25 protein-coding genes, 3 tRNA genes and 1 pseudogene are annotated in these 24621 nt (G+C 62.4%); 13 read left to right on the top strand and 16 right to left on the bottom strand.

Annotation, left to right across the window (positions count from 1 at the left end; translation table 11 throughout):
* The first annotated feature begins 111 nt into the window (after nucleotides 1-111).
* The 6 genes from csrA (at nucleotide 112) to ACFJIT_RS09135 (ending at nucleotide 5666) form a co-directional block, all read left to right on the top strand.
* The gene (csrA, locus tag ACFJIT_RS09160; protein ID WP_130518967.1) at nucleotides 112-321 is read left to right on the top strand and encodes a carbon storage regulator CsrA; all 210 of its coding nucleotides are present in this window, start codon (nucleotides 112-114) and stop codon (nucleotides 319-321) included.
* Nucleotides 322-396: 75 nt separating this feature from the next.
* Nucleotides 397-489, top strand: a tRNA-Ser gene (locus ACFJIT_RS09155).
* Between the two features lie 69 nt (nucleotides 490-558).
* Entirely contained in the window at nucleotides 559-2019 is a 1461-nt protein-coding gene (locus tag ACFJIT_RS09150; protein ID WP_379655655.1) for a DUF6538 domain-containing protein, read from the top strand.
* A 431-nt stretch (nucleotides 2020-2450) separates the two neighbouring features.
* On the top strand, nucleotides 2451-3071 hold the full coding sequence (locus ACFJIT_RS09145; protein WP_379655654.1) for a hypothetical protein: 621 nt from the start codon (nucleotides 2451-2453) through the stop codon (nucleotides 3069-3071).
* 163 nt (nucleotides 3072-3234) lie between these two features.
* Nucleotides 3235-3639 (top strand): H-NS histone family protein, encoded by a 405-nt coding sequence (locus tag ACFJIT_RS09140; protein WP_379655653.1) that lies wholly within the window; start codon nucleotides 3235-3237, stop codon nucleotides 3637-3639.
* Between the two features lie 146 nt (nucleotides 3640-3785).
* Complete coding sequence (locus tag ACFJIT_RS09135) at nucleotides 3786-5666, top strand: ATP-binding protein (RefSeq protein WP_379655652.1); 1881 nt, start codon at nucleotides 3786-3788, stop codon at nucleotides 5664-5666.
* A 114-nt stretch (nucleotides 5667-5780) separates the two neighbouring features.
* Here the strand turns inward: ACFJIT_RS09135 and ACFJIT_RS09130 are convergent, their stop codons facing one another.
* The 3 genes and pseudogenes from ACFJIT_RS09130 to ACFJIT_RS09120 all read right to left on the bottom strand — a co-directional run.
* Nucleotides 5781-6155 carry a hypothetical protein gene (locus tag ACFJIT_RS09130; RefSeq protein WP_379655651.1) on the bottom strand — a complete coding sequence of 125 codons (375 nt, stop codon included), beginning with the start codon at nucleotides 6153-6155 and terminating at the stop codon, nucleotides 5781-5783.
* Nucleotides 6152-6466: a hypothetical protein gene (locus ACFJIT_RS09125; RefSeq protein WP_379655650.1), complete on the bottom strand. Its 315-nt coding sequence runs from the start codon at nucleotides 6464-6466 to the stop codon at nucleotides 6152-6154. Before ACFJIT_RS09125 ends, ACFJIT_RS09130 begins: the two co-directional genes overlap by 4 nt.
* Before the next feature lie 77 nt (nucleotides 6467-6543).
* Nucleotides 6544-6822 (bottom strand): annotated as a pseudogene (locus ACFJIT_RS09120) (hypothetical protein); the annotation flags it as partial.
* Nucleotides 6823-6886: 64 nt separating this feature from the next.
* On the opposite strand from ACFJIT_RS09120, the gene ACFJIT_RS09115 reads away from it, so the two are divergent.
* Nucleotides 6887-8043 (top strand): IS3-like element ISStma5 family transposase gene (locus ACFJIT_RS09115; RefSeq protein WP_087944427.1). Its coding sequence is split into 2 segments (ribosomal slippage): nucleotides 6887-7127 and nucleotides 7127-8043, totalling 1158 coding nucleotides; the frame shifts between segments, so codons are not numbered across the junction.
* 60 nt (nucleotides 8044-8103) lie between these two features.
* Here the strand turns inward: ACFJIT_RS09115 and ACFJIT_RS09110 are convergent.
* On the bottom strand, nucleotides 8104-9504 hold the full coding sequence (locus ACFJIT_RS09110) for a site-specific integrase (protein ID WP_379655649.1): 1401 nt from the start codon (nucleotides 9502-9504) through the stop codon (nucleotides 8104-8106).
* A 515-nt stretch (nucleotides 9505-10019) separates the two neighbouring features.
* Here ACFJIT_RS09110 and ACFJIT_RS09105 point away from each other — a divergent pair.
* The 3 genes from ACFJIT_RS09105 (at nucleotide 10020) to ACFJIT_RS09095 (ending at nucleotide 12048) form a co-directional block, all read left to right on the top strand.
* Nucleotides 10020-10244 carry a hypothetical protein gene (locus ACFJIT_RS09105; RefSeq protein WP_379655648.1) on the top strand — a complete coding sequence of 75 codons (225 nt, stop codon included), beginning with the start codon at nucleotides 10020-10022 and terminating at the stop codon, nucleotides 10242-10244.
* 401 nt (nucleotides 10245-10645) lie between these two features.
* Complete coding sequence (locus ACFJIT_RS09100; RefSeq protein WP_379655647.1) at nucleotides 10646-11125, top strand: RadC family protein; 480 nt, start codon at nucleotides 10646-10648, stop codon at nucleotides 11123-11125.
* Between the two features lie 533 nt (nucleotides 11126-11658).
* Entirely contained in the window at nucleotides 11659-12048 is a 390-nt protein-coding gene (locus tag ACFJIT_RS09095; protein ID WP_379655646.1) for a hypothetical protein, read from the top strand.
* Between the two features lie 249 nt (nucleotides 12049-12297).
* Here ACFJIT_RS09095 and ACFJIT_RS09090 read toward each other — a convergent pair whose 3' ends face one another.
* Nucleotides 12298-12552 (bottom strand): hypothetical protein, encoded by a 255-nt coding sequence (locus tag ACFJIT_RS09090; protein ID WP_379655645.1) that lies wholly within the window; start codon nucleotides 12550-12552, stop codon nucleotides 12298-12300.
* A gap of 261 nt (nucleotides 12553-12813) precedes the next feature.
* On the opposite strand from ACFJIT_RS09090, the gene ACFJIT_RS09085 reads away from it, so the two are divergent.
* Nucleotides 12814-14397 (top strand): MobA/MobL family protein, encoded by a 1584-nt coding sequence (locus ACFJIT_RS09085; RefSeq protein ID WP_379655644.1) that lies wholly within the window; start codon nucleotides 12814-12816, stop codon nucleotides 14395-14397.
* A 51-nt stretch (nucleotides 14398-14448) separates the two neighbouring features.
* On the opposite strand, the gene ACFJIT_RS09080 is transcribed toward ACFJIT_RS09085, so the two are convergent.
* From ACFJIT_RS09080 to ACFJIT_RS09040, 9 genes are all read right to left on the bottom strand, one after another.
* Nucleotides 14449-14775 carry a hypothetical protein gene (locus ACFJIT_RS09080; protein WP_379655643.1) on the bottom strand — a complete coding sequence of 109 codons (327 nt, stop codon included), beginning with the start codon at nucleotides 14773-14775 and terminating at the stop codon, nucleotides 14449-14451.
* A 162-nt stretch (nucleotides 14776-14937) separates the two neighbouring features.
* Entirely contained in the window at nucleotides 14938-15597 is a 660-nt protein-coding gene (locus ACFJIT_RS09075; protein WP_379655642.1) for a hypothetical protein, read from the bottom strand.
* 673 nt (nucleotides 15598-16270) lie between these two features.
* A tRNA-Arg gene (locus ACFJIT_RS09070) sits at nucleotides 16271-16347 on the bottom strand.
* A gap of 143 nt (nucleotides 16348-16490) precedes the next feature.
* A complete protein-coding gene (locus ACFJIT_RS09065) occupies nucleotides 16491-17498 on the bottom strand; it encodes an NAD-dependent epimerase (RefSeq protein WP_379655641.1) in 1008 nt (335 codons plus the stop codon).
* A gap of 34 nt (nucleotides 17499-17532) precedes the next feature.
* Nucleotides 17533-18816 carry a nucleotide sugar dehydrogenase gene (locus ACFJIT_RS09060; RefSeq protein ID WP_379655640.1) on the bottom strand — a complete coding sequence of 428 codons (1284 nt, stop codon included), beginning with the start codon at nucleotides 18814-18816 and terminating at the stop codon, nucleotides 17533-17535.
* A gap of 77 nt (nucleotides 18817-18893) precedes the next feature.
* Entirely contained in the window at nucleotides 18894-19742 is an 849-nt protein-coding gene (locus tag ACFJIT_RS09055) for an alpha/beta fold hydrolase (RefSeq protein ID WP_379655639.1), read from the bottom strand.
* A gap of 60 nt (nucleotides 19743-19802) precedes the next feature.
* Complete coding sequence (locus ACFJIT_RS09050) at nucleotides 19803-21206, bottom strand: PhoH family protein (RefSeq protein ID WP_130518959.1); 1404 nt, start codon at nucleotides 21204-21206, stop codon at nucleotides 19803-19805.
* An 82-nt stretch (nucleotides 21207-21288) separates the two neighbouring features.
* Complete coding sequence (locus tag ACFJIT_RS09045; RefSeq protein WP_379655638.1) at nucleotides 21289-21771, bottom strand: peroxiredoxin; 483 nt, start codon at nucleotides 21769-21771, stop codon at nucleotides 21289-21291.
* A gap of 2 nt (nucleotides 21772-21773) precedes the next feature.
* Nucleotides 21774-22349 (bottom strand): glycine cleavage system protein R, encoded by a 576-nt coding sequence (locus tag ACFJIT_RS09040; protein WP_130518955.1) that lies wholly within the window; start codon nucleotides 22347-22349, stop codon nucleotides 21774-21776.
* A 136-nt stretch (nucleotides 22350-22485) separates the two neighbouring features.
* Here ACFJIT_RS09040 and dapA point away from each other — a divergent pair, with 136 nt between their 5' ends.
* Both dapA and ACFJIT_RS09030 read left to right on the top strand, forming a co-directional pair.
* Complete coding sequence (gene dapA / locus ACFJIT_RS09035; RefSeq protein WP_379655637.1) at nucleotides 22486-23394, top strand: 4-hydroxy-tetrahydrodipicolinate synthase; 909 nt, start codon at nucleotides 22486-22488, stop codon at nucleotides 23392-23394.
* Between the two features lie 22 nt (nucleotides 23395-23416).
* Nucleotides 23417-23938, top strand: coding sequence for a hypothetical protein (locus ACFJIT_RS09030; RefSeq protein WP_130518951.1), 522 nt, complete (start codon nucleotides 23417-23419; stop codon nucleotides 23936-23938).
* Nucleotides 23939-24032: 94 nt separating this feature from the next.
* Here ACFJIT_RS09030 and fdxA read toward each other — a convergent pair whose 3' ends face one another.
* Both fdxA and ACFJIT_RS09020 read right to left on the bottom strand, forming a co-directional pair.
* A complete protein-coding gene (fdxA, locus tag ACFJIT_RS09025) occupies nucleotides 24033-24356 on the bottom strand; it encodes a ferredoxin FdxA (protein WP_130518949.1) in 324 nt (107 codons plus the stop codon).
* A 138-nt stretch (nucleotides 24357-24494) separates the two neighbouring features.
* Nucleotides 24495-24569: transfer RNA gene (locus ACFJIT_RS09020), tRNA-Glu, on the bottom strand.
* Nucleotides 24570-24621 lie beyond the last annotated feature (52 nt).

Raw genomic sequence — 24621 nt, 5'->3', positions numbered from 1 at the left:
ACCGGCCGCTACCATGTTTCACGTCCATGAACTTACCTGGAAGCGTTTTTGGCACTACGCGGGCCAAATGCTTCCACCGGCTATACGCTAGCCGGCCTACGGAGAATTGAAATGCTGATCTTGACTCGCCGTGTCGGCGAAACCCTGATGATCGGAGATTCGGTCTCAGTCACCGTCCTCGGCGTGAAAGGCAACCAGGTGCGCATCGGGATCACCGCGCCCAAGGACGTTGCCGTGCATCGCGAGGAGATCTACCAGCGCATCCAGCGTGGCGATGAGGCCGGCGCCGACGATCGCGTCGAAGGCAACAGCTCCAACTGACAGAATGTTTGCCGTGGAGGCGTTCAGCCGGTATCCTTGCCGGCCGTCGCGCAATGCCACGGCACGATGTTGTTCGGAGTGATGCCCGAGAGGCCGAAGGGGCTCCCCTGCTAAGGGAGTATAGGGTCAAAAGCTCTATCGAGGGTTCGAATCCCTCTCACTCCGCCAGATGTTAGGAAACGCCCGCAAATCAATGGTTTGTGGGCGTTTTTGTTTTTCCTGACCTTGGACACTCGCTTGGACACTTCCATGCGAGTTGCGCACTACCTGACCCGCGGCCCGACCGGCCGCTTCTACGTTCGCTTGCGCGTGCCCGCCGACGTGCAGGCACGGTTTGGACGCAAGGTCATCAAGCGCTCGACGGGCACGACGTGCGACCGCACCGCGCTGACGTGTGCCCTAGTCCTGCAGGCGCGCTATGCTCAGGCCTTCGCAGCCATCAGGAACGGCAGCATGGAGAAAGAGCTGGATGAGCTCTTGAAGAGCCTGGAAGGCACGTCGCCGCTTGAGCTGATCCTCAAGGACGTGAAGCTGCCTGGAGGCCAGTCGTTCGGTCAGGTCGAAATCAACGACGACAAGGACCTGGCCCTGTTCCAGAAGTTGGCCGCGGACTGCCCGGTGCCCGAGTTCAAGCCCTTCCCGCCGCGCCGGGTCGTCAAGCCCATTGGCGAGGCCCGGGCTGCCGGCCTCACCCTGGCGGACGCTCGGGACAAGTATCTGGTCAGCATCCAGGGCAAGAACACGGCCAAGACCATCGTCCAGAAGACTCGGGCCCTGAAGGACCTGGAAGCTTTCGTGGCCAGCCAGCTCAAGGGGAAGGGCAAGCAGCCGGTGATGCTCAAGCAGCTGACCCGGACGGACTTCTCGGAGTGGTTCCTGCACGAGACCGCGCAGAAGCGGGTCATCACCTACATTACGAATCGGTTCTCCGCCTGCGCGGACTTCATCAAGTGGGCCCAGACGGCGGGGCACTACCCGCAAGGGGACAACCCGGCTTCCGGGCACGCCTCCGTGCCCAAGCAGCTGAAGAAGCAGCGGGCGAAGAGCCACGGCTCCCAAGCCTTCACCCCGGAGCAAATCCAGCGGATCTTCGACCCGGAGAACTTCAAGCAGCTGAAGGGCGACGCGGCGCGGTGGATCCCGCTCATCTTGCTCTACACCGGTGCTCGGTCCAACGAGGTGGCCCGGTTAGAGCTGGAGGATTGCCGGGAAGAAGGCGGCCTTCCCATCTTCGACTTCACCTGGATGGGAGAGGACAAGAGCTTCAAGACCGACGCCAGCGACCGGAAGACGCCGGTGCACCCGGACCTCATCAAGCTGGGCCTGTGGGAACGCGTGGCGAGGCTGAAGGCCGCCGGCGAGACCGAGCTTTTCCCCGAGCTGAGCTTCGACGCCAAGAACGGCCCCGCCGGCCGGACCCAGCACGCCTTCTCGCGCTACCTGGTCAAGCTGGGCATCAAGGCGCGCGGCGGTGGCAGGGTGGGGCACCACAGCTTCCGAGACACGGTCATCGGCGCGCTGAAGGCGGCTGGGGTCCACCGGGAGATGCGAGAGGAATACACAGGGCACGAGCTGTCGGACCGGCAAGAGCATGCACATGCGTATGAGACGGAGTTCAGTCCTAGGGCGTTGGCGGAAGCTTGCCATTCGGCAATGGTATGGAGCCTGGGCCTGAGTTCGTTGGAATGCCGACCATAGTTAGGGTGATTGGCATAGCTGCGGCATGCGCTGCTGTAGTTCGGTTTAGAAGATAAGATTTGAACATTTGACTTTATTTTTATTTTGTGATAAAAAGGATTAGCTTAATATAATTTTCAAAACAAATTTGGGTGGCTGCTATGTCCATTAAGAAGACAGTAAAGAAGGCGACTAAGGCTAGAGGTGGGTTTTCTTTCACAGTTAAGGTCGCTCCGAAGAAAGTGACGCCGAGCGTTCATATTTCTCGCACCAGTGATGGCAAATTTGTTATCGATGGAACAATTCAGGGAAGGCTTGTGAATCGACACCCAGAGGTTAAATTGCGGAAGGCTTCGGTGAAGCCGTCGCATTTTTCTGAGTCAGACATTTCGGAAATCGTGAAGTCCATGAAGGTTGCATAGTTCATTTTTTGACAAGGGATTGAACTCCACATGGATGCGAAAAAGGTTTTCTTAAATTGTCCCTTTGATGTTTCCTATAAGCCTATATTCGATTCTGTAATATTTGCGATTCACGATTTAGGCTTTGAGGCTCGGCATGCGTTGATTGATAACGCTAATGCCGTTCGCTTGCTGCGTATTTCTGCTGAAATTCAATCTTGCAAGTATTCGATTCACGACATAAGCCGTGTTGAAAGCGGTGGATCACTCCGACTGCCTCGTTTCAATATGCCATTTGAAGCAGGGGTGGGATATCTTCTTCATGAGACATCTATAGAGCCGGACAAGCATCATTTTTTACTGTTGGATTCCGAGCCCTATCGGTACCATGCGTCACTAAGTGATGCAGCCGGGCTGGATGCAAAAGTCCATGGCGGTGATCAAAAGAAGGCGATTAATGCAGTTCGCTCTTTTCTCGTAGCTAAAAGTGGCGCGCAAGGCGGCGGTTTTCAAGGTGGGAGCCACATTTGGAAGCGCTTCAACCTATTTCAGCAACTCCTTAGATCGACTGCTCGAACTCGAAATATATCACTGCCCGAGCTGAAATCATGGTCATATGTTAATGATTTGCAGGCTATGATGGCAGAATGGGTTGGAAATAATCCTCCTTAATGATTTTTGCGGGAATTCGTTAAGTGAGTGAAGTTCTGCTTCGATACAACCATATTTAACTGATTCCAGCTAAAGTTTGCATGCCCATGGTGGAAGGGCAGTCAATTCACTTAGACTCTTCGCTTCCGGGATAAGACCCATGTTCTTAAAAGGCGACTGCTGAATGAGTGAGAAGACGTTGGAATCGATCATTTCTGCGAAGGCCAAGCTTGAAGAGGAGCTCCGCAAGCTTGAAGAACAGGAAGCTGCCCTTCGCCGAGAACAGGTGGCCTCGGCTGTAATAGAAATCCTGAGCCTTTTGACTCAGTACAGTGAACACTTCACCCCGAAGCAAAAGGCCGAACTTGCGGTCGCTATCGGAGCTGGTAGCCCGGGCAGGGGCCCCAAGGCCGCTCCGGCCCAAGGCAAGAAGGAAGTCGCACCCAAGTATTGGCTACCCCATACCCAAGAGACTTGGAGTGGGAGGGGGCGTCCTCCGCGCGCCTTCAAGGCGTGGGAAGGAACTGCTGCATACAACGAGTGGAAAGCCAAGCACCCCGACGAAAAGTTCCCCAAGTATCCGGGCTGACAACCCTATTTCGATGCAAGAATCCAAACTAGCTTAAGGGCTGCTATCGTCGCTTCTTTGGCTCAGTGCTTTTAGGGGAAGTCATGGAAGAGACGCAGGACCTTTTTTTTGAAACCCGGTTCTTGGACGCCTACGCTGGGTCCATCATGACCGACCCAGCCACGGCTATTGTGGAACTGGTCGCCAATGGTTGGGACGCCTATGCCACCGAGGTTCAGATCCTTTGGCCTGATTTAGAGACAAAGAGGCAGTTTGTAGTCAGGGACAACGGTCGTGGCATGACGTTGGACGATTTCAAATTCATCTGGCGAGCCATGTCTTATGACCGAGTGAAGCGGTCTGGCTTGACCGTCGATCCGCCTTCAGGCCTTGAAGGCTTGCCGCGACCTGTGTTCGGGCGAAACGGCAAGGGCCGCTTCGCTAGTTTTTGCTTCTCTAGCGAATACTTGGTTAGTTCTTGGAAGGATGGTGCCAAGTTCACCTGCAAGGTAAAGCGCTCCCCCACCGCTCCGCTGGTCCTTGAAACGCTAGAGCACATCGAAAGCGACGTGGATGGCCACGGGACAGAAATCCAAGGCTGTGGTGACATCGCTCAAATAGGCCTAGATGAAGCGAGCGCCAGAGACATCATCGGTAGTCGGTTCCTGGCCGATCCCCGCTTCAAGGTTCATCTTAATGGCCGGCAGATATCATTTGCCGACATCTCAAGCCAGTCCCTGTCCACCACCCGACTGAGCATTCCAAACGTCGGCGAAGTGACGATCCATCATATTGACGCACGCAAGGCTGATAAAACTACCAAGCAGCACGGTATCGCTTGGTGGGTCCAGCGTAGGGCTGTGGGTGACTTTGGTTGGCGCGGCAGCGATCTGGATCGCGTGCTCGATGGCCGCACTTCCGAAGCCAAGCGCTTTACCTTCATTGTGGAAGCAGATTTCCTCAATGAAGCCAACGCTGTCAAGCCGGATTGGTCGGGGTTCGAAGAAGAAAATTCCATCTGGAAAGCCGTCCAGCCAGTCGTCCAGCGGCGCATCCGGGACATCATTGACACGACCAACCAGGCCGCCCGTGAGAGCAAGCGGACCAGCGTCTTTGATCGCGTGGGCGGCGCGGTCAACACTCTTCCTCCACTAGGAAAGGACAGGGTGACCACGTTTGTCAACGAGGTGGTGGACAACTGCCCGAATTTCGGCGAGCAGGAAATCGTCCAGCTGACCACTATTCTAACAAAGCTAGAGAAAAGCAAATCCCTATATGGGCTGCTTGACGTGCTGCACTCGCAAAGTCCAGACGATTATGACGCCTTGCATGAGGTCTTGGCCGCGTGGACAATCGGATTGGCCAAGATTGTGCTCGACGAGATCCAAACCCGACTACGCCTGATCGATGAACTGAAGCGGAAGTTAGATAAGCCTGGAGTGGATGAAGTCCACGAGTTGCAACCTTTGTTTACCAAGGGTCTTTGGATGTTTGGCCCGGAGTTTGAGTCCATCGAGTTTACGTCCAACTTGGGCATGACTAAGGTGATTCAGACCATCTTCGGAGCCAAAGACGGCCGCGGCAGCCGTAACCGACCCGACTTCGTAGTGCTAGATGACAGCAGCATCGGTCTGTATGCGCGGTCTTCATACGACGAAGATTCCAACGAAGATGGTATCGCGCACTTGGTCATCATCGATCTAAAGACGACAGGGCTTCCGTTGGGCTCTAAGGAAAAGGAGCAGGTTTGGAAATATGTGAAGGAGCTGCGGGAGCGGGGATACCTTAGGCAGACTACTAAGGTCGATGCATTTATCTTAGGTGATCGCATCGATAACGGCGAAGCCGAGACTCAGACCCGAGGCGATTGGGTCCGCATCACTCCCATGCTTTACGACACGATCATTAGACGCGCTGAAAAGCGCCTGCTGAACTTGCACTCTAAAGTGAAGTCTGCGCCCTTCCTAGACGGCGGGCAGGTGTCGTTGGACCAGTTCTTAGAGCAGGTGCCCGTTCATCAACCTCAGCTGTTGGATTCTACGCAGTGAGCATCACTAATAAGGGTGCTTCGGCTCGACAGGGGCGGAAAGCCGGACGCCCTGGTGAAAGCTACTGAAGAAAGCCCGGATGGACGGGCTTTTAGATACGGACTATAAATCGGCTCAGCTGGTCAGCTGCACCCACATTACCAGTAGCAACATCGGCAGTGCCTTCAGCATCGCCAGCGCCCCCATGCCCATGGTCACCACTAGCGGCGTCATGACCCACCACTGCCCCCAGCTGAAGCCTTGGTCTCTTTGCCGAGCCGCGTAGGCTTCTTGAGGGTTGAGGCGCTCCGCTTTTCGCAGGCCCCGCCTGGCCATCAGCGGCCCAACGACGAATCCGAAAGGACCCAGCAGGAGCAGGCTCAGCGAGAACCACCAGAAGAAGCGGTTGTGCGGGGTCATGATCTTCTTGGGAACGGCGCGCAAGGCCTTGTCACCACGGAAGCCACCCACGGCACCGACGGATGTTCCAGTCATCGGATCGGTGCTCATCGCGTGTAAGCCCTCCAGACGCCATCGGCCTTGGCATAGCGCAGGCTCTTGTTGACCGGAATGGGCACCTGACGACCTGCAATCTCGAGCATCACCTGGCTACGGGTGTCGCAGCGGTAGCCATCGGTGCCGTCAGCGGCGGTGCAGCCGCTCAGCTCGAAGTCTCGGACCTCCACGATGCGCCCGGCGCCGCTTTGTTCCAAGAGGGTGGCCAGCGCCTGCTTGGCGTTGGCATTCGACGGTTTGCCGCTGCACGCGGTGAGACCAACGGCCGAGGCCAGAGCGGCCAGGCCAATCCATGTGTTTTTCATGTCGTTCCTTTGCTGGGTGGTGCGGGTCGGTAGGCTGTCCCGCGAGAGGGATCGGAGGTGGGAAGGCGAGTGCCTGCCTACCGGTCGCGGTTGCCGTCGGGCTTGAACCCGGCGATCCACATCCGCGTGTCCTTAAATGGGGTGAGGAGGCCGCTGGGCCCGGGGTGCAGGTCGGCGGTCTGGAGGAAGCCGGACAACCAGGCCGCGCGTAGTGCAACGTCAACGGCCTTGTCAGAGACGCCAGGGCGGGTCACGTTGACGACGAAGGGCTGTGCCGGCGGGTTGGGGCCGGTAGACCGGGTCGTGCCGGTGTTCGGCCTGCTAGGCGGAGCCCGAACACCGTTCAGGGCATCCCGACGGGTTCACCCCCGTTTTCACGGACACTTACGAGAAGGCCGATCAAGGCCATGAGGAGTGTTCATGTCGAAGCGAAGGAAGTTCAGCACCGAGTTCAAGCGCGGTGCGGTTGAGCAGGCCAGCCAGCCGGGCGTCAGCTGTGCCCAGGTGGCCCGGGAGCTGGGGATCCGGGATGCATTGCTGACCCGCTGGAAGCGGGAGGCCCAGAGCCGGGGCCAGGTGGCCTTCGGTGGCACCGGGACGCCCCGGGACGAGGAACTGGCGCGGCTCAAGCGCGAGCTGGCCCGGGTGAAGAAGGAGCGGGATTTTTTGCGAGAAGCGGCGACGTTCTTTGCCAAGGGATCATCCTGAGGTATCAGGTGATCGAACGTTGCCGCGATGAGTTTCCAGTGCGACTGATGTGTCGTTGCCTGCGGGTCTCGGCCAGCGGTTACTACGACTGGAGTAAGCGCTTGCCCAGTGCCCGGGAGCGCGACAACCAGCGCTTGCTCGGCCGGATCCGTGAGTTGCATGAGGACAGCCGGGGCACATTGGGCGCCGGCCGGATGCATGAAGACCTTGCCGAGGAAGGCGAGACGGCGAGCCTGAACCGGGTGGCGCGTCTGATGGCGACCGATGGCCTGCAGGGTTGGCCGCGACCGAAGCGGCGAGGCCAGCGCGGCAAGCCGGCGCTGACGCCGCCGGGTGTGCGCAACCTGCTGGAGCGGGACTTCACCGCGTTGGAGCCGGAGACCAGGTGGGTCACCGACATCACCGAGCTCAAGACCCGGCAAGGCAAGCTGTATCTGTGCATCGTGCTGGACCTGTTTGACCAGCGGGTGGTGGGGTGGTCAATGCATCATCGTCAGGATCGTCAGATGGTGATCAGGGCCGTGCAGATGGCGGTCTGGCAGCGCCAAGGCAGCCATCCACTGATCCTGCACTCCGACCGTGGCAGCCAGTTCCGAAGCGGCGACTACCAGCGTTACCTGGCGGCCAACGGCTTGGTGTGCTCGATGAGCGCGGTGGGCCACTGCGGTGACAACGCCGCGTGCGAAGGCTTCTTCGGCCTGCTCAAGCGCGAGCGGGTCTACCGCATGACCTACCCAACGCTCGATGCCGCGAGGGCGGATGTGTTCGAATACATCGAGCGGTTCCACAACCCGAGGATGCGACGAAGGGTCGCCAGGCAAGACCAGAAGTTCTCAGCCCTTTTACAACCGTCCGTGATTTCGGGGTAGAACCCCTCTCGGTTTCCCCAAGCATAGAACGTTCCGAGTTCGGATAGGGGGCGTCTTGAATCAAGGGTAGAACTTGCTCGGATCGACCAAGCACGCATCGAACTGACCCCGCTGGTAGCGCGGCAGCTCTACGTTGGGCTGATACAGCTCCAGAGCGCTGATTTGCTTGCTACGCGTCACCTGCGGTCGCTTGTGTAGGTAGTGCTTGCGCAGCACTTGGACCCGGTCGCGGGGATCCGTGCTATGGCCGGTGACCAGGGCAATCTCCTTCTCTGGAACGTCATTGGCATCGAGCTCGGTGGCCAGGGTGTGGCGGAAGGCGTGGAATCCGATGCCCTTGGGAAAGCCCAGGCTCTTCAGGTAGCGGCCAAAGTCGACCACGAACTGCTGGCTGTAACGTGCATTTGTTTCGCCAGTCTTCCGGTTCACGCCCGCGGAGAGGAGGGGAAACAGTCGGGGGTGCTCGGTGGCCTTCATGTCCTCTACGAACTCGAGGAAACCAGCGTCCAAGAGCGGTTTGGCGATGGGAACGATGCGCATGCAGCCCGCCCCCTTCATGCTTTGCCGGCTGCGCCGACGGCGTTTCGGGTCCGCGGCCAAGTCTTGGTCCAACGTCTTCTGGAAAGAGATGCACCACACCCCGCGTTCCTCGATGATGTCTGTCAGCTTCAGCTGGCAGACCTCGTTGACCCTGGCGCCGGTATACAAGCCGATCATCGGCGCCCACCAATACTGGGGTTTCTTGGCCCAGGGGATGAAGGTCTCGGAGTCGAAAATGGCCTGCAGGTCTTCGTCCTCGAACAGCCGGATGGCCTTCTCTGGATCGATGATGTCGTCCTCCTTGATTTTCCGGAAGGCTTTCATGGGCGAAGAAACGATGGCTTGCCCGTTGACCAGGTGGTTGAAAAAGGCGACGAGGAACCGGCGATGACGTTCCTCGGTGGCAGGCGCCAGCGGCGGCACGTCTTGCTCTCTGCCCATGGCGATGGCCTCGTCGAAAGTGAGGTCCTTCAGCAGCGGGTCCGACACCAAGTTCCTTGGGGCCCAGCGCAGCAGCTTCCAGAGCTCTTGAATGTGGTGATAGTCCACTCGAGCTGCTGAAATGTTGCCGCAGGTCAGGAGCAACAGCTTCAACGTGCGCTCCGTGGCCAGCACTGTCTTTGGGTCCAGCTGCCGGCGGCGCATGTCCTCCAGATGGTCTTCGATTTCTTTGGTCAAGGGGCGCGACAGGGTGCCCATGGGCAACTGCGCGGGATAGCGTGTGCTGTTCCTCAGGCCGCTCTTTCGTCCGGTTTCGTCGAGCGCGGCCAAGATGCACTCTTGGAGATTAATGGCCGCTTCCCGGCCTCGGATGATGGCGCGCTCGATGCGGAAGCGGCCGATGTGGATGCCTTCCAAATGCAGGAGGCCGAACGGCGAGGCGATGTAATCGTTGAGTGCTGCGGAGGGTAGAGTGGTCATGGGTCACTTCCATCGAAAGATGGAAGTAGGGATAAAACAGGGGGCGAATTCGTCAATGGGGGCGATACAAAAACTTGCGGCGTTGGCGAAGTCCTTAGGCGTCAGGGTATCGCCGATAGGGCGCTTCCGGAATTCGCTAATTCGTTATCCGGCGAGAGGCCTTATAAAACAAGGTCTTGAGAAAAATCGGTGCGATTTATCGCAGTCAATTGCGTACTGTTTGCATTAAATAAGCTAACTACGTGAGATTTTTGCTCGACTTTGAAAATGAATTTAAGCTAAATGTCATCCTGTTATTGTTAGTCTGAATTTATATTCAAAGCAGCGATACGCCTAGATCGGAACTTTCTGACATTCGATAGGGCGAGACACCGATGGTGCGACGAATGCCAGGAGTGCAGTCTGACCTTGCCGGACGTGGGAGCCAATGGTCGCTCAGCGCCATCTGAGGTTAGGCGTGTGGCGTTGGCGGCGGCATCTCAAGCGGTGCGACAGCACTGCCGATACTCAAGCCCATGGACAGAGTCGAGCTTCGCCGTTACCTCGAACGCCTGGATGCTGCGGTGCCCGCTCTGCGGGCCTCAAGTCCTGATCGCCGCCATTTTTGGCGGGCCTTTGCCAACATGGCTGCTGCCATCGAGAGCAAGGCGATGACGAGTGAGGACGCGCAGTTCGTCGGCCGTCGGGCCAAGGAAATCTTGTCTTGGCACGAGCTGGAAAACATAGACGAACAAGTCTGAGTCCATTGATGCCGACCAGCCTATCCCGATCCCCGCGTGCTTCTCATGCGCGGCGATGCTGCGTAGGGCAAGCATGCACAGGTCCGCAGTAGCCCATCACTAACTGCGAAGCCCAATCACGCCTGCTGACACCAGTTACCCCGTCCATCCGAATGCAGCTTGGTCCGCAAGCCTTGGGGGGGGCATGCATGATGCTGTCTCCACCAACGCTGGGCCTCTCAAAGGGACCTTAGCTTCGCTGTCCCTATCCGCAAGGGCAGGCCTCCTTCTCGGCGCTGGCGCTTTGTTGCGGCCCTTCGCTGTGCGCCGCTTGCGCGGTGCTCGCTCTCGGGTGCGGTAGGGCTGGACGCTTCGCCTATCGGTTCCCACGAGGCGCCTTTCGCGCCGGTGGAGAAGAACCAATGAAGTGCACCCAAGAGCGAGCAGTCCAGTATCAACTTCAGATTGACGAGGAAGGGATTCTGCTCGCCGCCGCAACCATCCTGGAGCAACGCCTTCAACGCCAAGGCCGCATCCACAGTCCCGAGCAGGCCGGCAGCTACTTGGTTGCTCGCTGCGCTCACTTGCCCCACGAAGTTTTCGGCGTCGTCTTCCTCGACACCAAGCATCACATCCTGGCCACCGAGCACCTTTTTACCGGCACCATCGACGCCTGCGAAGTCTATCCCCGTATCGTCGCCAAGCGGGCCCTGGAGCTCAACGCCATCGCGGTCATCCTCTTCCACAACCACCCGAGCGGAAACCCGGAGCCCAGCCGGGCCGACCGCCAGGTCACCGAGCGCCTGAAGCAGGCGCTGGCGCTTCTCGACATCCGGGTCCTCGACCACCTGGTCATCGGTGGGAGACAGCACGTCAGCCTGGCCAGCAGGGGGTGGGCGTAGCCCGCCCCTTCACCTATGCCGTCTACCAAGGCTAGACTGCCAAGGCAGACGCACTTCCAAGGAGCAGAAATGAAGGCGCTTCACGTGCGAGAGATTGTGCGGGGGACCAACGGCAAGAGTTCTGTGTTGCCGAGTGAAGCCACTGTCGAATGCGAGAGCGAAGATGGACGGGGCAGTGGGGGACGGCAGCCCGAAGTGCTTAGTTCAGAGACAGTTTTTTGAGGGGTGGCCTGGTCAATTCACTAATGAGGGAGCTAACCCGGAATCTGGTATATCCAACGCTAAGATATGCTCATCGTGTGTCTCTCGGCTTCTTAATAGACAGCCACCAAGAATATGCCCATCGCCCATGTGCCCATACTGCCAAGCGAGCTCTGTGGACAAGAATAGGCATGTCAATGACTGGAGTTGCTCGTCACTTAAGTTTTCGATGCGACGAAATAATTCATCACGATTGAACACCTCTAACCAATACATAGGCGGGCTGCTGCAACGAAGGTTCCTCTTAATACGACAAGGAAAAGGGAAGTCAAGTGGCTGATTACAGAAAGGTTCTAACATTTGAGACCATCGGCGGGAAGCGGGGTATCTTCCTGCAGTGCAATAAATCCGAGGCTGTGTCTCAGGTATTTCGCCTACTTCTAAAAGGGGGCAAAGCTTTTGTTCAGGGCGACGTGAAGATGTGGCATCCAAAGAAGCCTGACGAGAAAAGTAAGCCAAAAAATATTCACTTCATCATCGAAGACGAAGGCGTATATGAGATCACGAACCAGCCCAAGCTTGCAGGATTCTATCTTTTTACAAAGTCGCCTACTGGCCGCATGACCTATTTTGCAATCAGCGCCCAGCAGAAGGATTCTCTCCTCGCGGCTCCTGAAGGATCTGACTTAGAATCTTTGCTGAAAATTCTGAAGAATCAGTAAAAGGCCGCGCGCCTGCGAAGCTCCGTAATTGAGTGTGCCCTGCGCAACCGTCACGAACGGCGACACACCTCACGGAGCCGACACAGCAGAACCTGCAGCAGGCCGAAGTTCTTCAACAGACCCAAGCTCGCCAGCAAGCGTCAGAGCAGACGCAGCAGCAAAGCGACCAGCAGGAGCAGGGGCCGCGGATGGCCATGGGCGGCTCCTGAGTGGCGCTGGCCGATGAAGCCTGCTTTGTAGATTGGACGGTCAGTGGAGTGAGCCTGCCCGGCCCTTCATGTGATTGGTGAGCAGGGCTTCCAGTTCCTTGTCGTCCAACGCATGGGCACCGGCTAAAAAAACTAGGTCGGCCACGCGTTGCCGTCGTTTCATTTCTTCCCGCTTCGCTGTTTCCTGCGCCTTGGCTTCGCGCCGCTGGTTGGCTAAAAGCTCCTTCGCTTGCAGCTGGGCCAACCGTTCCATAGCTCGTTCGATTTGGTCCCGGCAGTGATTCGTTGCGGTCATGCGCGTCTCCCTTGTTCCTGGCATTGAGTCAACCAGGGAAAAGCGCCTCGTCAAGTTTCGACCGCTTCCGAAAATTCGAAGGTTGCCGAATCGTTCAAGTCTGAAAAACAGGAGCTTTCGAGAATAAGCAAGAGCGCACCTAGGCGTTCCTACGGAACGCGTGCGCAAAGGGCTTCGCCCCTTGAACCCCAAGCGCCATGGGCGCTTGCGCAAACCGAAAGCTACGGCATAACCAAAGCATCGTCACCGCTTTGGAGTCGCATGGCCATCTACCACGCCAACATCAAGACCTTCAGCCGCGCGAAAGGACATTCGTCCATCGCAGCGGCTGCATACCGGGCCGGCCTGCTGCTCGCAGACGAGCGCACCGGCGTGCGCCACGACTACCGGCGCCGGGACGGCGTGGTCGAGACTCGGGTCATCGCCCCCGAGCACGCGCCCGACTGGGCGCTGGTCCCTGCCGAGCTTTGGACCGCAGCGGAGGCCGCGGAGCGGCGCAAAGATTCGACGGTCGCTCGCGAGTTCGAGTTTGCTCTGCCTCACGAACTCAATGACGAGCAGCGGTCGGCCTTGGCGGTCGAGGTGACCAGGGCCCTCGTCAATCGTTACGGGTTTGCCGCCCAAGCCAGCATCCACAGCCCTGGCGCCAAGGACGGACTGAACTACCACGTCCATGTGTTGGCGACCACGCGTCGCGTTGGCCCCGATGGCCTGGCCGATAAAACGCGTGAGCTGGACGGCGGACCCTCGGGCAGGGCCGAGGTGGAGTGGGTGCGAGAGCTGGTGGCCGCCAAGACCAATGCCCACCTTGCGGCGGCCGAGCTGGACGCGCGGGTGGACCATCGCAGCCTCAAAGCTCAGGCAGATGAGGCTCTCGCCAACGGCGACTTGGCCACTGCCGCCGTCCTCTCTCGCGAACCCACCCAGCACGTGGGTAAGAACGGCACCGCCATCGAGCGCCGGGGCGGGAAGTCGGAGCGTGCCGAGGCCAATCAAGCGGTGGAGGAAGCGAATGACGAAACCTTCCGGAAACTGGTGGCACTGTTCGAAGACCAGGGCCGGGTGATGCCCGTGCCGGAGGGGCACGACCAAGCCCAAGCGGTTCGCGAAGCGCGCCGTCCCCCGGCCGTCTTGTCCCTTCCGCTGGGAGCAGGCCAAGGGCAGATCGTGGTCAACCGCCACTTGGCTCGGACTCTCCAAGGGCGCGGTGGCACTGCGACGGGCGAGGGCACTGTCACCGCTTCGCCGCCCAGTGCCGAAGAACTGTTCGCGGAAGCGGCCGACCTGTGGTCCCCGATCCTTGACCAGGCCTTGGCGCAAACCCTTCGCGCCACCCGGCAGCTGCTTGCCTGGGCCAAGGAACGGGCATCGGCGTTCGCGGAAAACACGCGGCTGCCGTCGGACCTCAAGGAACTGGTTCGCCGCCTTCGTCGCTTCAAGGCCAACCTACTGAAGTTCTCCCGTCGCCTGGACGCGGTGCGACGAGCCCAACGGCTTTGCCACATGGCGCAGCGATCTTGGGAAGAATTCACCGTCAACCACGCGCAGCCTGGCCCGTCGTGGAGTTCCAAAGATTGGACGCAGCGACGGGGGCGGCGCCTGTCCACCTTGGAAATGCGCACCCAGGAACTGGCAGAAGTCCGCGCCTTGGTGACTCCGGAGCAGCAAGCGGTGTGCGACGAGGAAGCCGCGGCCACGGCTGTGCACCTGGAAAGCTGGAGCCGTGAGCTGCTGGGGCGTTACCGCCTGGCATCGGAACCGGCGGAGCTTTTGGAGGGTCAGGATTTAGCAACGCCCTCACCAACGACGGCGCCTGCAGTTCGCCGCCGGCCACGCCTCCACTGAAAGGACAACGCCCCGCATTGCGGGGCGTCTTGCTGTTGAGGGGCTCGTCTCTCAGTGAAGCGTGGGCTTCTTCCGTGGCGTGGCGGCGGGTTCGGGTGCGGCCTTCCGCTGCCGGTTTGCCCGCCATTGGTCTTGACTCACCATCTCGCGAACGATGAGCGCTTCTCGGGTCCGAGGCTCTTCCGTTGGCTGGGGTGGGGCGTAATCGTAGGTGGGTGGTGCGCCGTTCCCGCCGCTTTGCTGACGCATCAGTTCGGCGGCGACATCCAGCGAATAGCGGATGTCCAGCATACTTCCGGGGATGGTCCTATTGGATTGCTGGGACAGCAGATGGCCGAGCAGTTGGCTGGCGATGCGTAGTTGGGTTTCAGCGGGCATGGTGCTCCTTTCGAGCTTTGAGGGGGTTGCCTGCATACAAGCGCGCTGCCCCGGAAGCGCAAGAGCCCAAACCCGCTCCTATTCACAAAAATGAAAATTAGTCGCTGCCAGAAGCAATGCCGAACCGGAATCCCACGCCTTTGTGGCCAGTTGGCCGCGCTGTCATTTCCTGTCGATCCGGTCTGCTGCGATTGCTAAGAGCCCAGCAATGTGTTCCAACTTCCCGGCAAAGACCGTCAGCGCTGCGGCTCCCAGCAGGACACCGAGGCTCCCGGAGTAGATGAAAAGGGGCACGCTCTTCAGTCGGGCAAACAGCTCAGCCTTTTCCGCCGAGTCCTGGAAGTTGATGACGACCACGCCAATGGCGGCAATGACAGGTCCCATGCCGGCCTGACGTGTCAACCGCTTGGCCTTGGCTTCCAGGTGCTTGGACCGCTCGCGCAACCTGAACGGATCGCACAGGGTCAGTTCTTGAACGATGGCGTCGTCTTGTTCGATGTCCTGATCCACGCGGTTGGCGGCGCGGCGGTAGCCGGTTCGCAGTGCCAGCAGCATTTCGACGATCTGGCTGATGGCCCATACCAAGAAGAGAGCCAGGATCGCGATAAGGATGGACATCGTGAGGAGCCGGATGACCTCCCTGGAGAGCACCCCTAGGACACCCAGACCCGCAGCGACGAGCATGAAACCCGCAAGGACCAGGGTCACTTTGAAAACCCCGCGCTCAATCCTGTCGAAGACGCTCGGGGGCTTGGAAGGCCGCTTGAGCTTGTCCAAGAAGGCCAGCGTATTGGGAATGGGGGCGTAGTCAGGGGCGTCCATGGCGTGCTTCAGAAGGTGGCCCGTTCATCTTGAAAGGCGGCTGTCTCACTGCTCGCGACCGGGCGATGTGGACGCCAGCGCGCACCCGCTGGGACCGCTCCGACTGAGGGATCCCAATTGCTGGTGACCTCGGCTAGGATTGGACCATCTCTTGGACACAATTTGCGGGTGTCCAGGCAGGGAAAAGCTAACAACTTCAAGGCGTTAGAGGATTCCAAATTGTGTCCCTCTCACTCCGCCAGTCCTTGAAACCCGCCTTCCGGCGGGTTTTTCGTATGCGCGATTCGGTAGTTGAAGCACGGAGTCGAATGCATGCCTGGTCGTCCATTGCCGCGCGTGTGGCGCGCATTCGCGCCTAAGTGCGGCGTGCGATCGCGATGGCATTCGGCGTGCGCCGTGCGAGGGGCCAGGCGCATACGCCTCGACGATTCACCGTGAGCGCTCCTGCAGCGCAGTGGCGTAAGCGACGCCTACTGTTGGCGCATCTGGACCATGCAATGCGCAGCGACTCGACTATCGCACCGACGCGCACAGACGGTCCGCGCGTTGTTCCGGGACATCGGCTCGGAAGCGCCGAAGAGAAGCCGGGGGCGGCCCGGAACCGCGCCATGGATCGGCGGAAAACAGGCAACAAAAAAGCCAGTGGAGTCCACTGGCTTTCTTGTCTTTGTAGTGGCGCGCCCGGAGAGATTCGAACTCCCGACCGCCTGGTTCGTAGCCAGGTACTCTATCCAGCTGAGCTACGGGCGCGCTGCGAAGGAGCGAGATTATTCGTGTTTCGGGCCATCGCGTCAACACCTTTTCTCAACTTTTCTAGCGTGCCGCCGCCGATGCTGACGCGGCGCCGTCGCCAGGCGGGCTGCATGCAGTCGGTGCGCGCGATCCGCCGCGCTTTAGACCCCGTAGTACTCCCGGTACCACGCCACGAACGCGGCAATGCCGGTCTGGATGGTCGTGGACGGCGCATAGCCCACGTCGCGCTGCAGGGCGCTGACGTCGGCGAAGGTATCGGGCACATCGCCAGGCTGCAGCGGCAGCAGCTTGCGCACGGCCTTGACGCCGAGCGCGCGCTCCAGGGTGTCGATGTAGTCCAGCAACTGCACCGGCGCGCTGTTGCCGATGTTGTAGACCCGGTACGGCGCATCGGAAGTGGAGGGGTTGGGCTGCAGCGGGTCGTAGTGCGGGTCGGGCCCGGGAACATGATCGAGCGTGCGGATCACGCCTTCGACGATGTCGTCGATGTAGGTGAAGTCGCGCGCGTGCTGGCCGTTGTTGAACAGCTCGATCGGCTCACCGGCCAGGATGCGCCGGGTGAACTGGAACAGCGCCATGTCCGGCCGCCCCCAGGGGCCGTAGACGGTGAAGAAGCGCAGGCCCGTGGTCGGCAGGCGATAGAGATGGCTATAGGTGTGCGCCATCAGCTCGTTGGCCTTCTTGCTGGCCGCGTACAGGCTCAAGGGATGATCGACGCTGTCCTCCACGGCGAAGGGCAGCTTGCGGTTGCCGCCATAGACCGAACTGGACGAGGCGTAGACCAGGTGCCCGACCTCGCGGTGGCGGCAGGCCTCCAGGATGTTCATGAAGCCGACCAGATTGCTTTCCACATAGGCGTGCGGATTGACCAGCGAATAGCGCACGCCGGCCTGCGCGGCCAGGTTGACCACCCGCTCGGGCTTGAACGCGTCGAACGCCGCCTCCAGCGCCGGCCTGTCTTCCAGCGCGCCATGGACAAACTGGAAACCCGGCTGCCCGGTCAGGCGCGCCAGGCGCGCCTGCTTGAGCGTGGGATCGTAGTAGTCGTTGAGGTTGTCGTAGCCCAGCACGCTGTCGCCGCGCGCCAGCAGGCGCTCGCTCAGGCGCGCGCCGATGAAACCGGCCGCGCCGGTGACCAGGATCTTCATGGTGTGGATCTCGTCTTCGAAATCATGGGAAGCGTCACAGACGCGCATCGACCAGGCTGCGGTCCAGCACGCGCTGCACATCGAACAGCACGCCGTCCTGGCGCAGCAGCGCGCGGATGCCGGCGGCGCCCAGGGCGATGAACTCGCGGTGCGCCACGGCCAGGATCACCGCGTCGTAGTGCGCCGCCGCGGGCGCGTCCAGCAGGGTCAGGCCGTATTCGTGGTGTGCCTGCTGCGCATCGACCCAGGGATCGTGGATGTCCGGCGCGATGCCGAACTGGCCCAGCTCGGCCACGATGTCCACCACGCGCGTGTTGCGCAGGTCCGGGCAGTCCTGCTTGAACGCCAGGCCCAGCACCAGCACCCGCGCGCCGGCCACGGCCAGGCCGCGCTGGGCCATCAGCTTGATCGTGCGCTGGGCCACGTGGGCGCCCATGCCGTCGTTGATGCGGCGTCCGGCCAGGATCACCTCCGGGTGATGGCCGACCTGCTGCGCCTTGTGGGTGAGGTAGTACGGGTCCACGCCGATGCAGTGGCCGCCGACCAGGCCGGGCTTGAAGCCGAGGAAGTTCCATTTGGTGCCGGCCGCGGCCAGCACGTCGCCGGTATCGATCCCCAAGCGATGGAACAGCAGGGCCAGTTCGTTGACCAGGGCGATGTTGACGTCGCGCTGGGTGTTCTCGATCACCTTGGCCGCCTCGGCCACGCGGATGCTCGGCGCGCAGTGCGTGCCGGCCGGCACGATCGCGCGGTAGAGCGCGTCCACGCGCGCGGCCGCTTCCGGGGTCGAGCCGGAGGTCACCTTGATGATGGTCTCCAGCCGATGTTCGCGGTCGCCTGGGTTGATGCGCTCGGGGCTGTAGCCGGCATGGAAGTCGCGGTTGAACACCAGGCCCGATTCGGCCTCGATGATCGGCACGCAGATCTCTTCGGTCGCGCCGGGGTAGACGGTGGATTCGAAGATCGCCAGGCCTCCGCGGCGGATCGCGCGTCCCACCGTGCGGCTGGCCGCCTCCAGCGCGCTCAGGTCCGGGCGCTTGTAGGCATCGACCGGCGTGGGCACGGTGACGATGAAGGCCTCGCAGCCGGCCAGGTCGGCCGCATCGTCGCTGCAGCGCAGGCCGGTGGCCGCGCGCAGCGCCTCGCTCGAGGTCTCCAGCGTCCGGTCGTGGCCCGCCTGCAGTTCGGCCACGCGCGTGGCATCCAGGTCGTAGCCGATCGTGGCGGTCTGCCTGCCGAAGGCCACCGCCAGCGGCAGGCCGACATAGCCCAGGCCGATGATGGCGATCTTCGGTGCCGGGGAAAGCGTGAGGGACATGCGCGTGTCGTTGGAAGGGGTCCGGCGCATAGCATCGCACCGCGCCGCTATCGGCGCGACGACGCACGGCTTCAGGCTTAGTCGAGCGAAGCCGCCAGTCGCTGCACAACCGGCTCCGGTTTGCGCATCCAGGCGAAGTGATCGGGCGTGGTCCCAAGCGCCTGACGGTCCAGCACGGCCACGCTGCGTGGACTGGCGTGCGCGAACTTCTCCATCAGTGCGCGCAGCGAGGCCGGCGGCCCGAGCCAATCCTGCGCAAACAGCAGTCCGGTCATGGGGATCGTGCAGGCGGCCATGGCGGCCTCGATGTCCACGTCCATGCCTTGACCGGCGTAGCGCCCGCCCAGGCCCACGCGGCTCCAGTCCTCGATCAGGCTGCGCGCCTCGTTGCCGCCGAAGCCGATGCGATGGCCGGGCAGGGCGCCGCGACGGCGCGCAAGCCAAGGCAGGAAGCGGTACGCCAGCGGCAGCAGCGGCCCGCGCGGCAGCGGGAAGGTGCGCCAGTACGGCGTGCCGCTGGCGACCAGCCACAGCGCGTCGAAGGGCGTGTCGGTCAGTGCGGCGTGGCAGCCGGCCAATTGTCCGCCCAGGCTGTGGCCGCCGATCACGCACGGCAGGCCGGGCAGGGCCTCGCGCATCGCCTGCGCGCTGACGGGGAGATCGAGCGTCAGCAGCTGGCGATAGCCCCAGTCCACCTCGCGCGAGGCACGCCAGCTGCTGCTGCCATGGCCGCGCGCCTCATGCAGGAACACGGCGATGCCGCGTTCGGCCAGGGCCTCGGCCAGCGGCACGTAATGGCGTGCCGCCACGCCCAGCGCCGGCAGCCACAGCAGGCTGGCCCGCGGCTGGGCCGGGACGCGGCGCAGCAGCGTCCAGCGATGGCCGTCGCTGGCCTGCAGCGGCAGGCCCTCGTGCGCCTCAGCCATGGCCCCGCGCCTCGCGCCTCCTGCGCCGTGGCCCGGGCCGGCGCGCGCCGGCCGCTGGCGTCACAGCACTTCCGAGGCGAAGTCGGCCAGGCGCGAGCGCTCGCCGCGACGCAGGGTGATGTGCGCGCTGTGCGCCCAGCCCTTGAAGCGGTCCACAGCGTAGGTCAGGCCCGAGGTGGTCTCGGTCAGGTACGGGGTGTCGATCTGCTCGACGTTGCCCAGGCAGACGATCTTGGTGCCAGGACCTGCGCGGGTGATCAGCGTCTTCATCTGCTTGGGCGTGAGGTTCTGCGCCTCGTCGATGATCAGGTAGCGGCTGAGGAAGGTGCGGCCGCGCATGAAGTTCATCGAGCGGATCTTGATGCGGCTGGCGAGCAGGTCGTTGGTCGCCTGCCGGCCCCAGGCGCCGCCTTCCTGGTTATGCGTGAGCACTTCCAGGTTGTCGGTCAGCGCGCCCATCCACGGCGTCATCTTTTCCTCCTCGGTGCCGGGCAGGAAGCCGATGTCCTCGCCCACGCTGACCGTGGCGCGGGTCATGATGATCTCGCGGTAGCGCTGCTGGTCCATGGTCTGGGCCAGGCCCGCGGCCAGCGCCAGCAGCGTCTTGCCGGTGCCGGCGGTGCCGAGCAGGCTGACGAAATCGATCTCCGGGTCCATCAGCGCATTGAGCGCGAAGTTCTGCTCGCGGTTGCGCGCGCTGATGCCCCATACCGCGTGCTGACCACCGCGGAAGTCGTCGACCAGCGTCAACGTGGCCTTGCCGTCCGGGTTGACCTTGACCACGCGCAGCTCGACTTCGTCCTCGCCCGGCAGGTAGAGGTACTGGTTGGGGAACCAGTCCTCCTCGTCGGCCATGGTCACCTCGTAGCTGGTGCGCCCGCCCTTGTCGCTCCAGGACTTCAGGTCGCCCTGGTGGCGATGCCAGAAGTCCTCCGGCAGCTGCGTGGCGCCGGTGTAGAGCAGGCTGAAGTCGTCCAGCGCGCGGTCGTTCTCGTAGTCCTCGGCGACCAGGCCGCTGATCGAGGCCTTGATGCGCAGGTTGATGTCCTTGGACACCAGGATCACCGGCGTGCCCGGATGCTCCTCGCGCAGCTGCAGCACCGCGGCCAGGATCTTGTTGTCCGGCGCGATGGTGCCGAAGGTGCGGCCCGGATCGACCGGCTTGAGCTGGAAGTGCAGCTGGCCGATCTGCGAGGGCTGGCGCAGGCTCAGGCCCTGCGGATGGACCAGCGTGATGCCCAGCTGGATCTGCTGGGCGTCGGCGCCGACGATGAGCTCGTTGAGGAAGCGGCTGACCTGGCGCGCGTTGCGGCTGACTTCGGACATGCCTTTCTTGGCATTGTCCAGTTCCTCGATCACCTGCATGGGCAGGAACACATCGTGTTCCTCGAACTTGAACAGCGCGGTCGGGTCGTGCATCAAGACGTTGGTGTCCAGCACGTAGATGCGCTTGCTTCGGGTCATCGGCGGTTCCTGTTGGACGGACAGCAGCAGGCCACCACGGCCCGCGGGGCGGGGTGGTGGGGGTAAAGGAAAACAGTGGGGGTCACTGGGATCGGGCGGCCTTGAGCGCGTCGAGCACGGCCTGGGCGTGGCCGGCGACCTTGACCTTGCGCCACGCCTGCACGATGCGCGCGTCGGGCGAGATCAGAAAGGTGCTGCGTTCGATCCCCAGCACCTGGCGGCCGTACATGTTCTTCTCGCGGATCACGTCGAAGGCCTTGCACAGCGCCTCGTCGGCATCGCTGACCAGCGGGAAGTCGAATCCCTGCTTGGCGCAGAAGTTGTCGTGCGATTTGACCGAATCGCGCGAGACGCCCAGCACCGTGGCGTCCAGTTGCCGGAACTGCGGCAGCAGCGCATTGAACTCCAGCCCCTCGGTGGTGCAGCCCGGCGTGCTGTCCTTCGGATAGAAGTACAGCACCAGCCAGTGGCCGGCGAAATCGGCAAGCGTGGTGGAGGTGCCGCCGGACAGGGCGAGCGGCAGTTTCAGGGTGGACTTGGACAGGGCCTGGTCGGCAGGTGCCATCGTCAGAACTTCATCGGGTCCATGATCGCGTCCAGGTTCAGATGGTCGCAGAATTCGAGGAAATCGTCGCGCAGCGCGGCGATGTGCATGTTGGCCGGCACGCCGATGGTGACCTGCGCCGAGAACATCTCCGCACCGGTCTGCATCGCGCGGTAGCGCGTGGACTGCAGGTTCTCGATGGTGATGCCCTGGCGGTCGAAGAAATCGGCCAGCTGGAACAGGATGCCCGGCTTGTCGGCGGCCACCACCTCGACGATGTAGGGCAGCAGGTTGGACTGTACGACCTTGGCGGCGGTGCGGTACCAGATCAGCTTGAGGCCTTCCTCGCGCTCGAGGCGGGTCAGCATGGCCTCCAGCTTGGCCACCGCGTCCCAGGAACCGGTGGCCAGCGCCGTCACCGACACGTCCCGCCCGACCGTGGACAACCGCGCATCGACCAGGTTGCAGCCCGAATCGGCGATCCGACGCGTCACGCCCAGCAGGGGCGACTCCGGATGCGTCGTGTAGGCGTTGATCAGGAGGTGGTTTTCGTTCGGCGAAGGCCGGGGCGTGGTGTCAGTCAAAGGGGCTTCCGGCATTGCAACGAGTCTGAATGGCGCCCGGGAGGGGGCCGGTGAAGCGCGGCCAGCATACTTGCCCGTCCTTTCGCGCCGCAAGTAACATCGCTGCCCGTGCGCGGCGTTCCGTGCGTATCCCTCCCTACAGGCGAAGCGCTTGTTCCTTTCCGGTTGTATCACCGCCCTGGCCACGCCGTTTTCCGGCGCCGGCGACCTCGATCTGGATGCCTGGCGCGCGCTGCTTTCCCAGCAGCTGCGCGGCGGCGTGCAGGGCGTGGTGGTGGCGGGCTCGACCGGCGAGGCGGCCACGCTGTCCGAAGATGAATACGCCCAGCTGATCCGCGCGGCGGTCGAGCAGATCGGCGACCAGGTCCCGGTCCTGGCCGGCACCGGCCAGTCCAGCACCGCCAGAACCATCGCCCAGACCCGCCTGGCGGCCGCAGCCGGCGCGCACGCCGCGCTGGTGGTGACCCCGCCGTACGTGCGCCCCACCCAGGCCGGTCTGGTCGCCCATTACCGCGCGGTGGCCGAGCAGGGCGGGCTGCCTGTGGTGCTCTACAACGTCCCCGGCCGCACCGGCTGCGACCTGTTGCCCGAGACCGTGGCCGAGCTGGCCGCTCACCCCGGCATCGTCGGCATCAAGGAGGCGGTGGCCGACCCGGCGCGCATGCAGGCGCTGCTGGCACTGCGCACCGAGACCTTCGCCGTCCTCGGCGGCGACGACGCCACCGCCTGTCGGGCGCTGCTGGCCGGCGCCGACGGGCTGATCTCGGTCGGCGCCAACGCGCTGCCCGGCGCCTACCGCCGCCTGTGCGATCTGGCGCGCGCCGGCGACGCCGCCCGAGCCGACGCCTGGGACGCGCAGCTGGCAGAATTCCATGCCTTCTTCGGCATCGAGTCCAATCCGATCCCGGTCAAGGCGCTGCTGCAGCGCGCCGGCATCGGCCAGGGCCTGCGCCTGCCGCTGCTGCCGCTGTCGGCCGCCCACACCGGGTTGGCCGATCGCCTGGCCGCACGGCGGGCCGTGCTCGAAGAACAATCCAGCCGCGAACCGCTCGCGGCCTGAATCAACAACGGAGAGTCATTCAATGCGTGTTTCCCGTCTTTCGCGTGTGGTCGTGCCGGTGGTGCTGGCGATGTCGATCGTCGGCCTGTCCGGCTGCAAGTGGTTCCACAAGGGGCCCAAGGGCGACTACGCGCTGAGCGAGCAGGCCCGCCCGCTGGAGGTCCCGCCGGACCTCAACCTGCCCAACACCGCCGGCGCGATGCAGGTGCCGACCGTGGCCAGCGGCAGCGCCGAGGGCCGCGGCCAGCAGGCCGCCCCGGCGGCCAGCAGCACCTCCGGCTTCAACGTCCCCGGCAAGCGCGACGAGGTGTTCGCCAAGGTCGGCGATGCGCTGGGCACGGTCGATGGCCTGACCATCGCCAGCCGTGCGCAGCTGCTGGGCAGCTTCGATGTGACCTACCAGGGCGCCAGCTTCCTGGTGCGCGTGGCCGAGACCAGCTCGGGCGTCTACGTCTCGGCTGTGGATCCGCGCGGCCTGCCGGCCAACGGCCCGGAGGCCACGCGCCTGATGGCCGAGCTGAAGAACAAGCTGGGCGGCACCTGATCCATCGGGTCCGCGCAGTCCACGAAAAAGGCGCCTTGCGGCGCCTTTTTTGTTGGCTGGGGGCGCGCCGGGCCTGGACGGCCGCGCGGTGGGCTCAGCGCTGCAGCAGCGGCAGCTTGTCCGGCTTGCCTTCCCAGTCGCCCGCGTCGGGCAGCGGTTCCTTGCGCACGGTGATCACCGGCCAGGCCTTGGCCAGCTCGGCGTTGAGCGCCACGAAGCCTTCCTGCCCGGCCGGCACGTCGTCCTCGGGGTAGATGGCGTTGATCGGGCACTCCGGCTCGCACAGCGTGCAGTCGATGCACTCGTCCGGGTCGATCACCAGGAAGTTGGGGCCTTCATGGAAACAGTCCACCGGGCACACCTCCACGCAGTCGGTGTACTTGCACTTGATGCAGTTCTCGGTGACGACGAAGGGCATGGGCGTTTCCGGTATGACGTGCGAGGAAGGCTGCGCATTCTATAGGAATGCGCTTCCATCCCCGCCTGCGCGCGGAGGGCGGCACAAACGAAAAGACCCGGCATCGGCCGGGTCTGATCGGGTCTCGCATTGCCACGGTGGCGCTCCCTAGGGGACTCGAACCCCTGTTTTAGCCTTGAGAGGGCCACGTCCTAACCACTAGACGAAGGGAGCGTTTTGGCCGTGACGGCTTGAGCTGGTTAGTATATTCGCAGCTTGGGCTCCC

Origin of the sequence: Pseudoxanthomonas sp. UC19_8 (assembly GCF_042700505.1) — a bacterium.
GTDB lineage: Bacteria > Pseudomonadota > Gammaproteobacteria > Xanthomonadales > Xanthomonadaceae > Pseudoxanthomonas_A > Pseudoxanthomonas_A winnipegensis.
This window is presented reverse-complemented; position numbering and strand designations above follow the sequence as displayed.

Coding starts and splice junctions, on each gene's coding strand:
- csrA (WP_130518967.1), top strand. CDS start 112: ATGCTGATCTTGACTCGCCGTGTCGGCGAAACCCTGATGATCGGAGAT.
- ACFJIT_RS09145 (WP_379655654.1), top strand. CDS start 2,451: ATGGATGCGAAAAAGGTTTTCTTAAATTGTCCCTTTGATGTTTCCTAT.
- ACFJIT_RS09140 (WP_379655653.1), top strand. CDS start 3,235: ATGAGTGAGAAGACGTTGGAATCGATCATTTCTGCGAAGGCCAAGCTT.
- ACFJIT_RS09135 (WP_379655652.1), top strand. CDS start 3,786: ATGACCGACCCAGCCACGGCTATTGTGGAACTGGTCGCCAATGGTTGG.
- ACFJIT_RS09130 (WP_379655651.1), bottom strand. CDS start 6,155: ATGAGCACCGATCCGATGACTGGAACATCCGTCGGTGCCGTGGGTGGC.
- ACFJIT_RS09125 (WP_379655650.1), bottom strand. CDS start 6,466: ATGAAAAACACATGGATTGGCCTGGCCGCTCTGGCCTCGGCCGTTGGT.
- ACFJIT_RS09110 (WP_379655649.1), bottom strand. CDS start 9,504: ATGACCACTCTACCCTCCGCAGCACTCAACGATTACATCGCCTCGCCG.
- ACFJIT_RS09105 (WP_379655648.1), top strand. CDS start 10,020: ATGGACAGAGTCGAGCTTCGCCGTTACCTCGAACGCCTGGATGCTGCG.
- ACFJIT_RS09100 (WP_379655647.1), top strand. CDS start 10,646: ATGAAGTGCACCCAAGAGCGAGCAGTCCAGTATCAACTTCAGATTGAC.
- ACFJIT_RS09090 (WP_379655645.1), bottom strand. CDS start 12,552: ATGACCGCAACGAATCACTGCCGGGACCAAATCGAACGAGCTATGGAA.
- ACFJIT_RS09085 (WP_379655644.1), top strand. CDS start 12,814: ATGGCCATCTACCACGCCAACATCAAGACCTTCAGCCGCGCGAAAGGA.
- ACFJIT_RS09080 (WP_379655643.1), bottom strand. CDS start 14,775: ATGCCCGCTGAAACCCAACTACGCATCGCCAGCCAACTGCTCGGCCAT.
- ACFJIT_RS09075 (WP_379655642.1), bottom strand. CDS start 15,597: ATGGACGCCCCTGACTACGCCCCCATTCCCAATACGCTGGCCTTCTTG.
- ACFJIT_RS09065 (WP_379655641.1), bottom strand. CDS start 17,498: ATGAAGATCCTGGTCACCGGCGCGGCCGGTTTCATCGGCGCGCGCCTG.
- ACFJIT_RS09060 (WP_379655640.1), bottom strand. CDS start 18,816: ATGTCCCTCACGCTTTCCCCGGCACCGAAGATCGCCATCATCGGCCTG.
- ACFJIT_RS09055 (WP_379655639.1), bottom strand. CDS start 19,742: ATGGCTGAGGCGCACGAGGGCCTGCCGCTGCAGGCCAGCGACGGCCAT.
- ACFJIT_RS09050 (WP_130518959.1), bottom strand. CDS start 21,206: ATGACCCGAAGCAAGCGCATCTACGTGCTGGACACCAACGTCTTGATG.
- ACFJIT_RS09045 (WP_379655638.1), bottom strand. CDS start 21,771: ATGGCACCTGCCGACCAGGCCCTGTCCAAGTCCACCCTGAAACTGCCG.
- ACFJIT_RS09040 (WP_130518955.1), bottom strand. CDS start 22,349: ATGCCGGAAGCCCCTTTGACTGACACCACGCCCCGGCCTTCGCCGAAC.
- ACFJIT_RS09030 (WP_130518951.1), top strand. CDS start 23,417: ATGCGTGTTTCCCGTCTTTCGCGTGTGGTCGTGCCGGTGGTGCTGGCG.
- fdxA (WP_130518949.1), bottom strand. CDS start 24,356: ATGCCCTTCGTCGTCACCGAGAACTGCATCAAGTGCAAGTACACCGAC.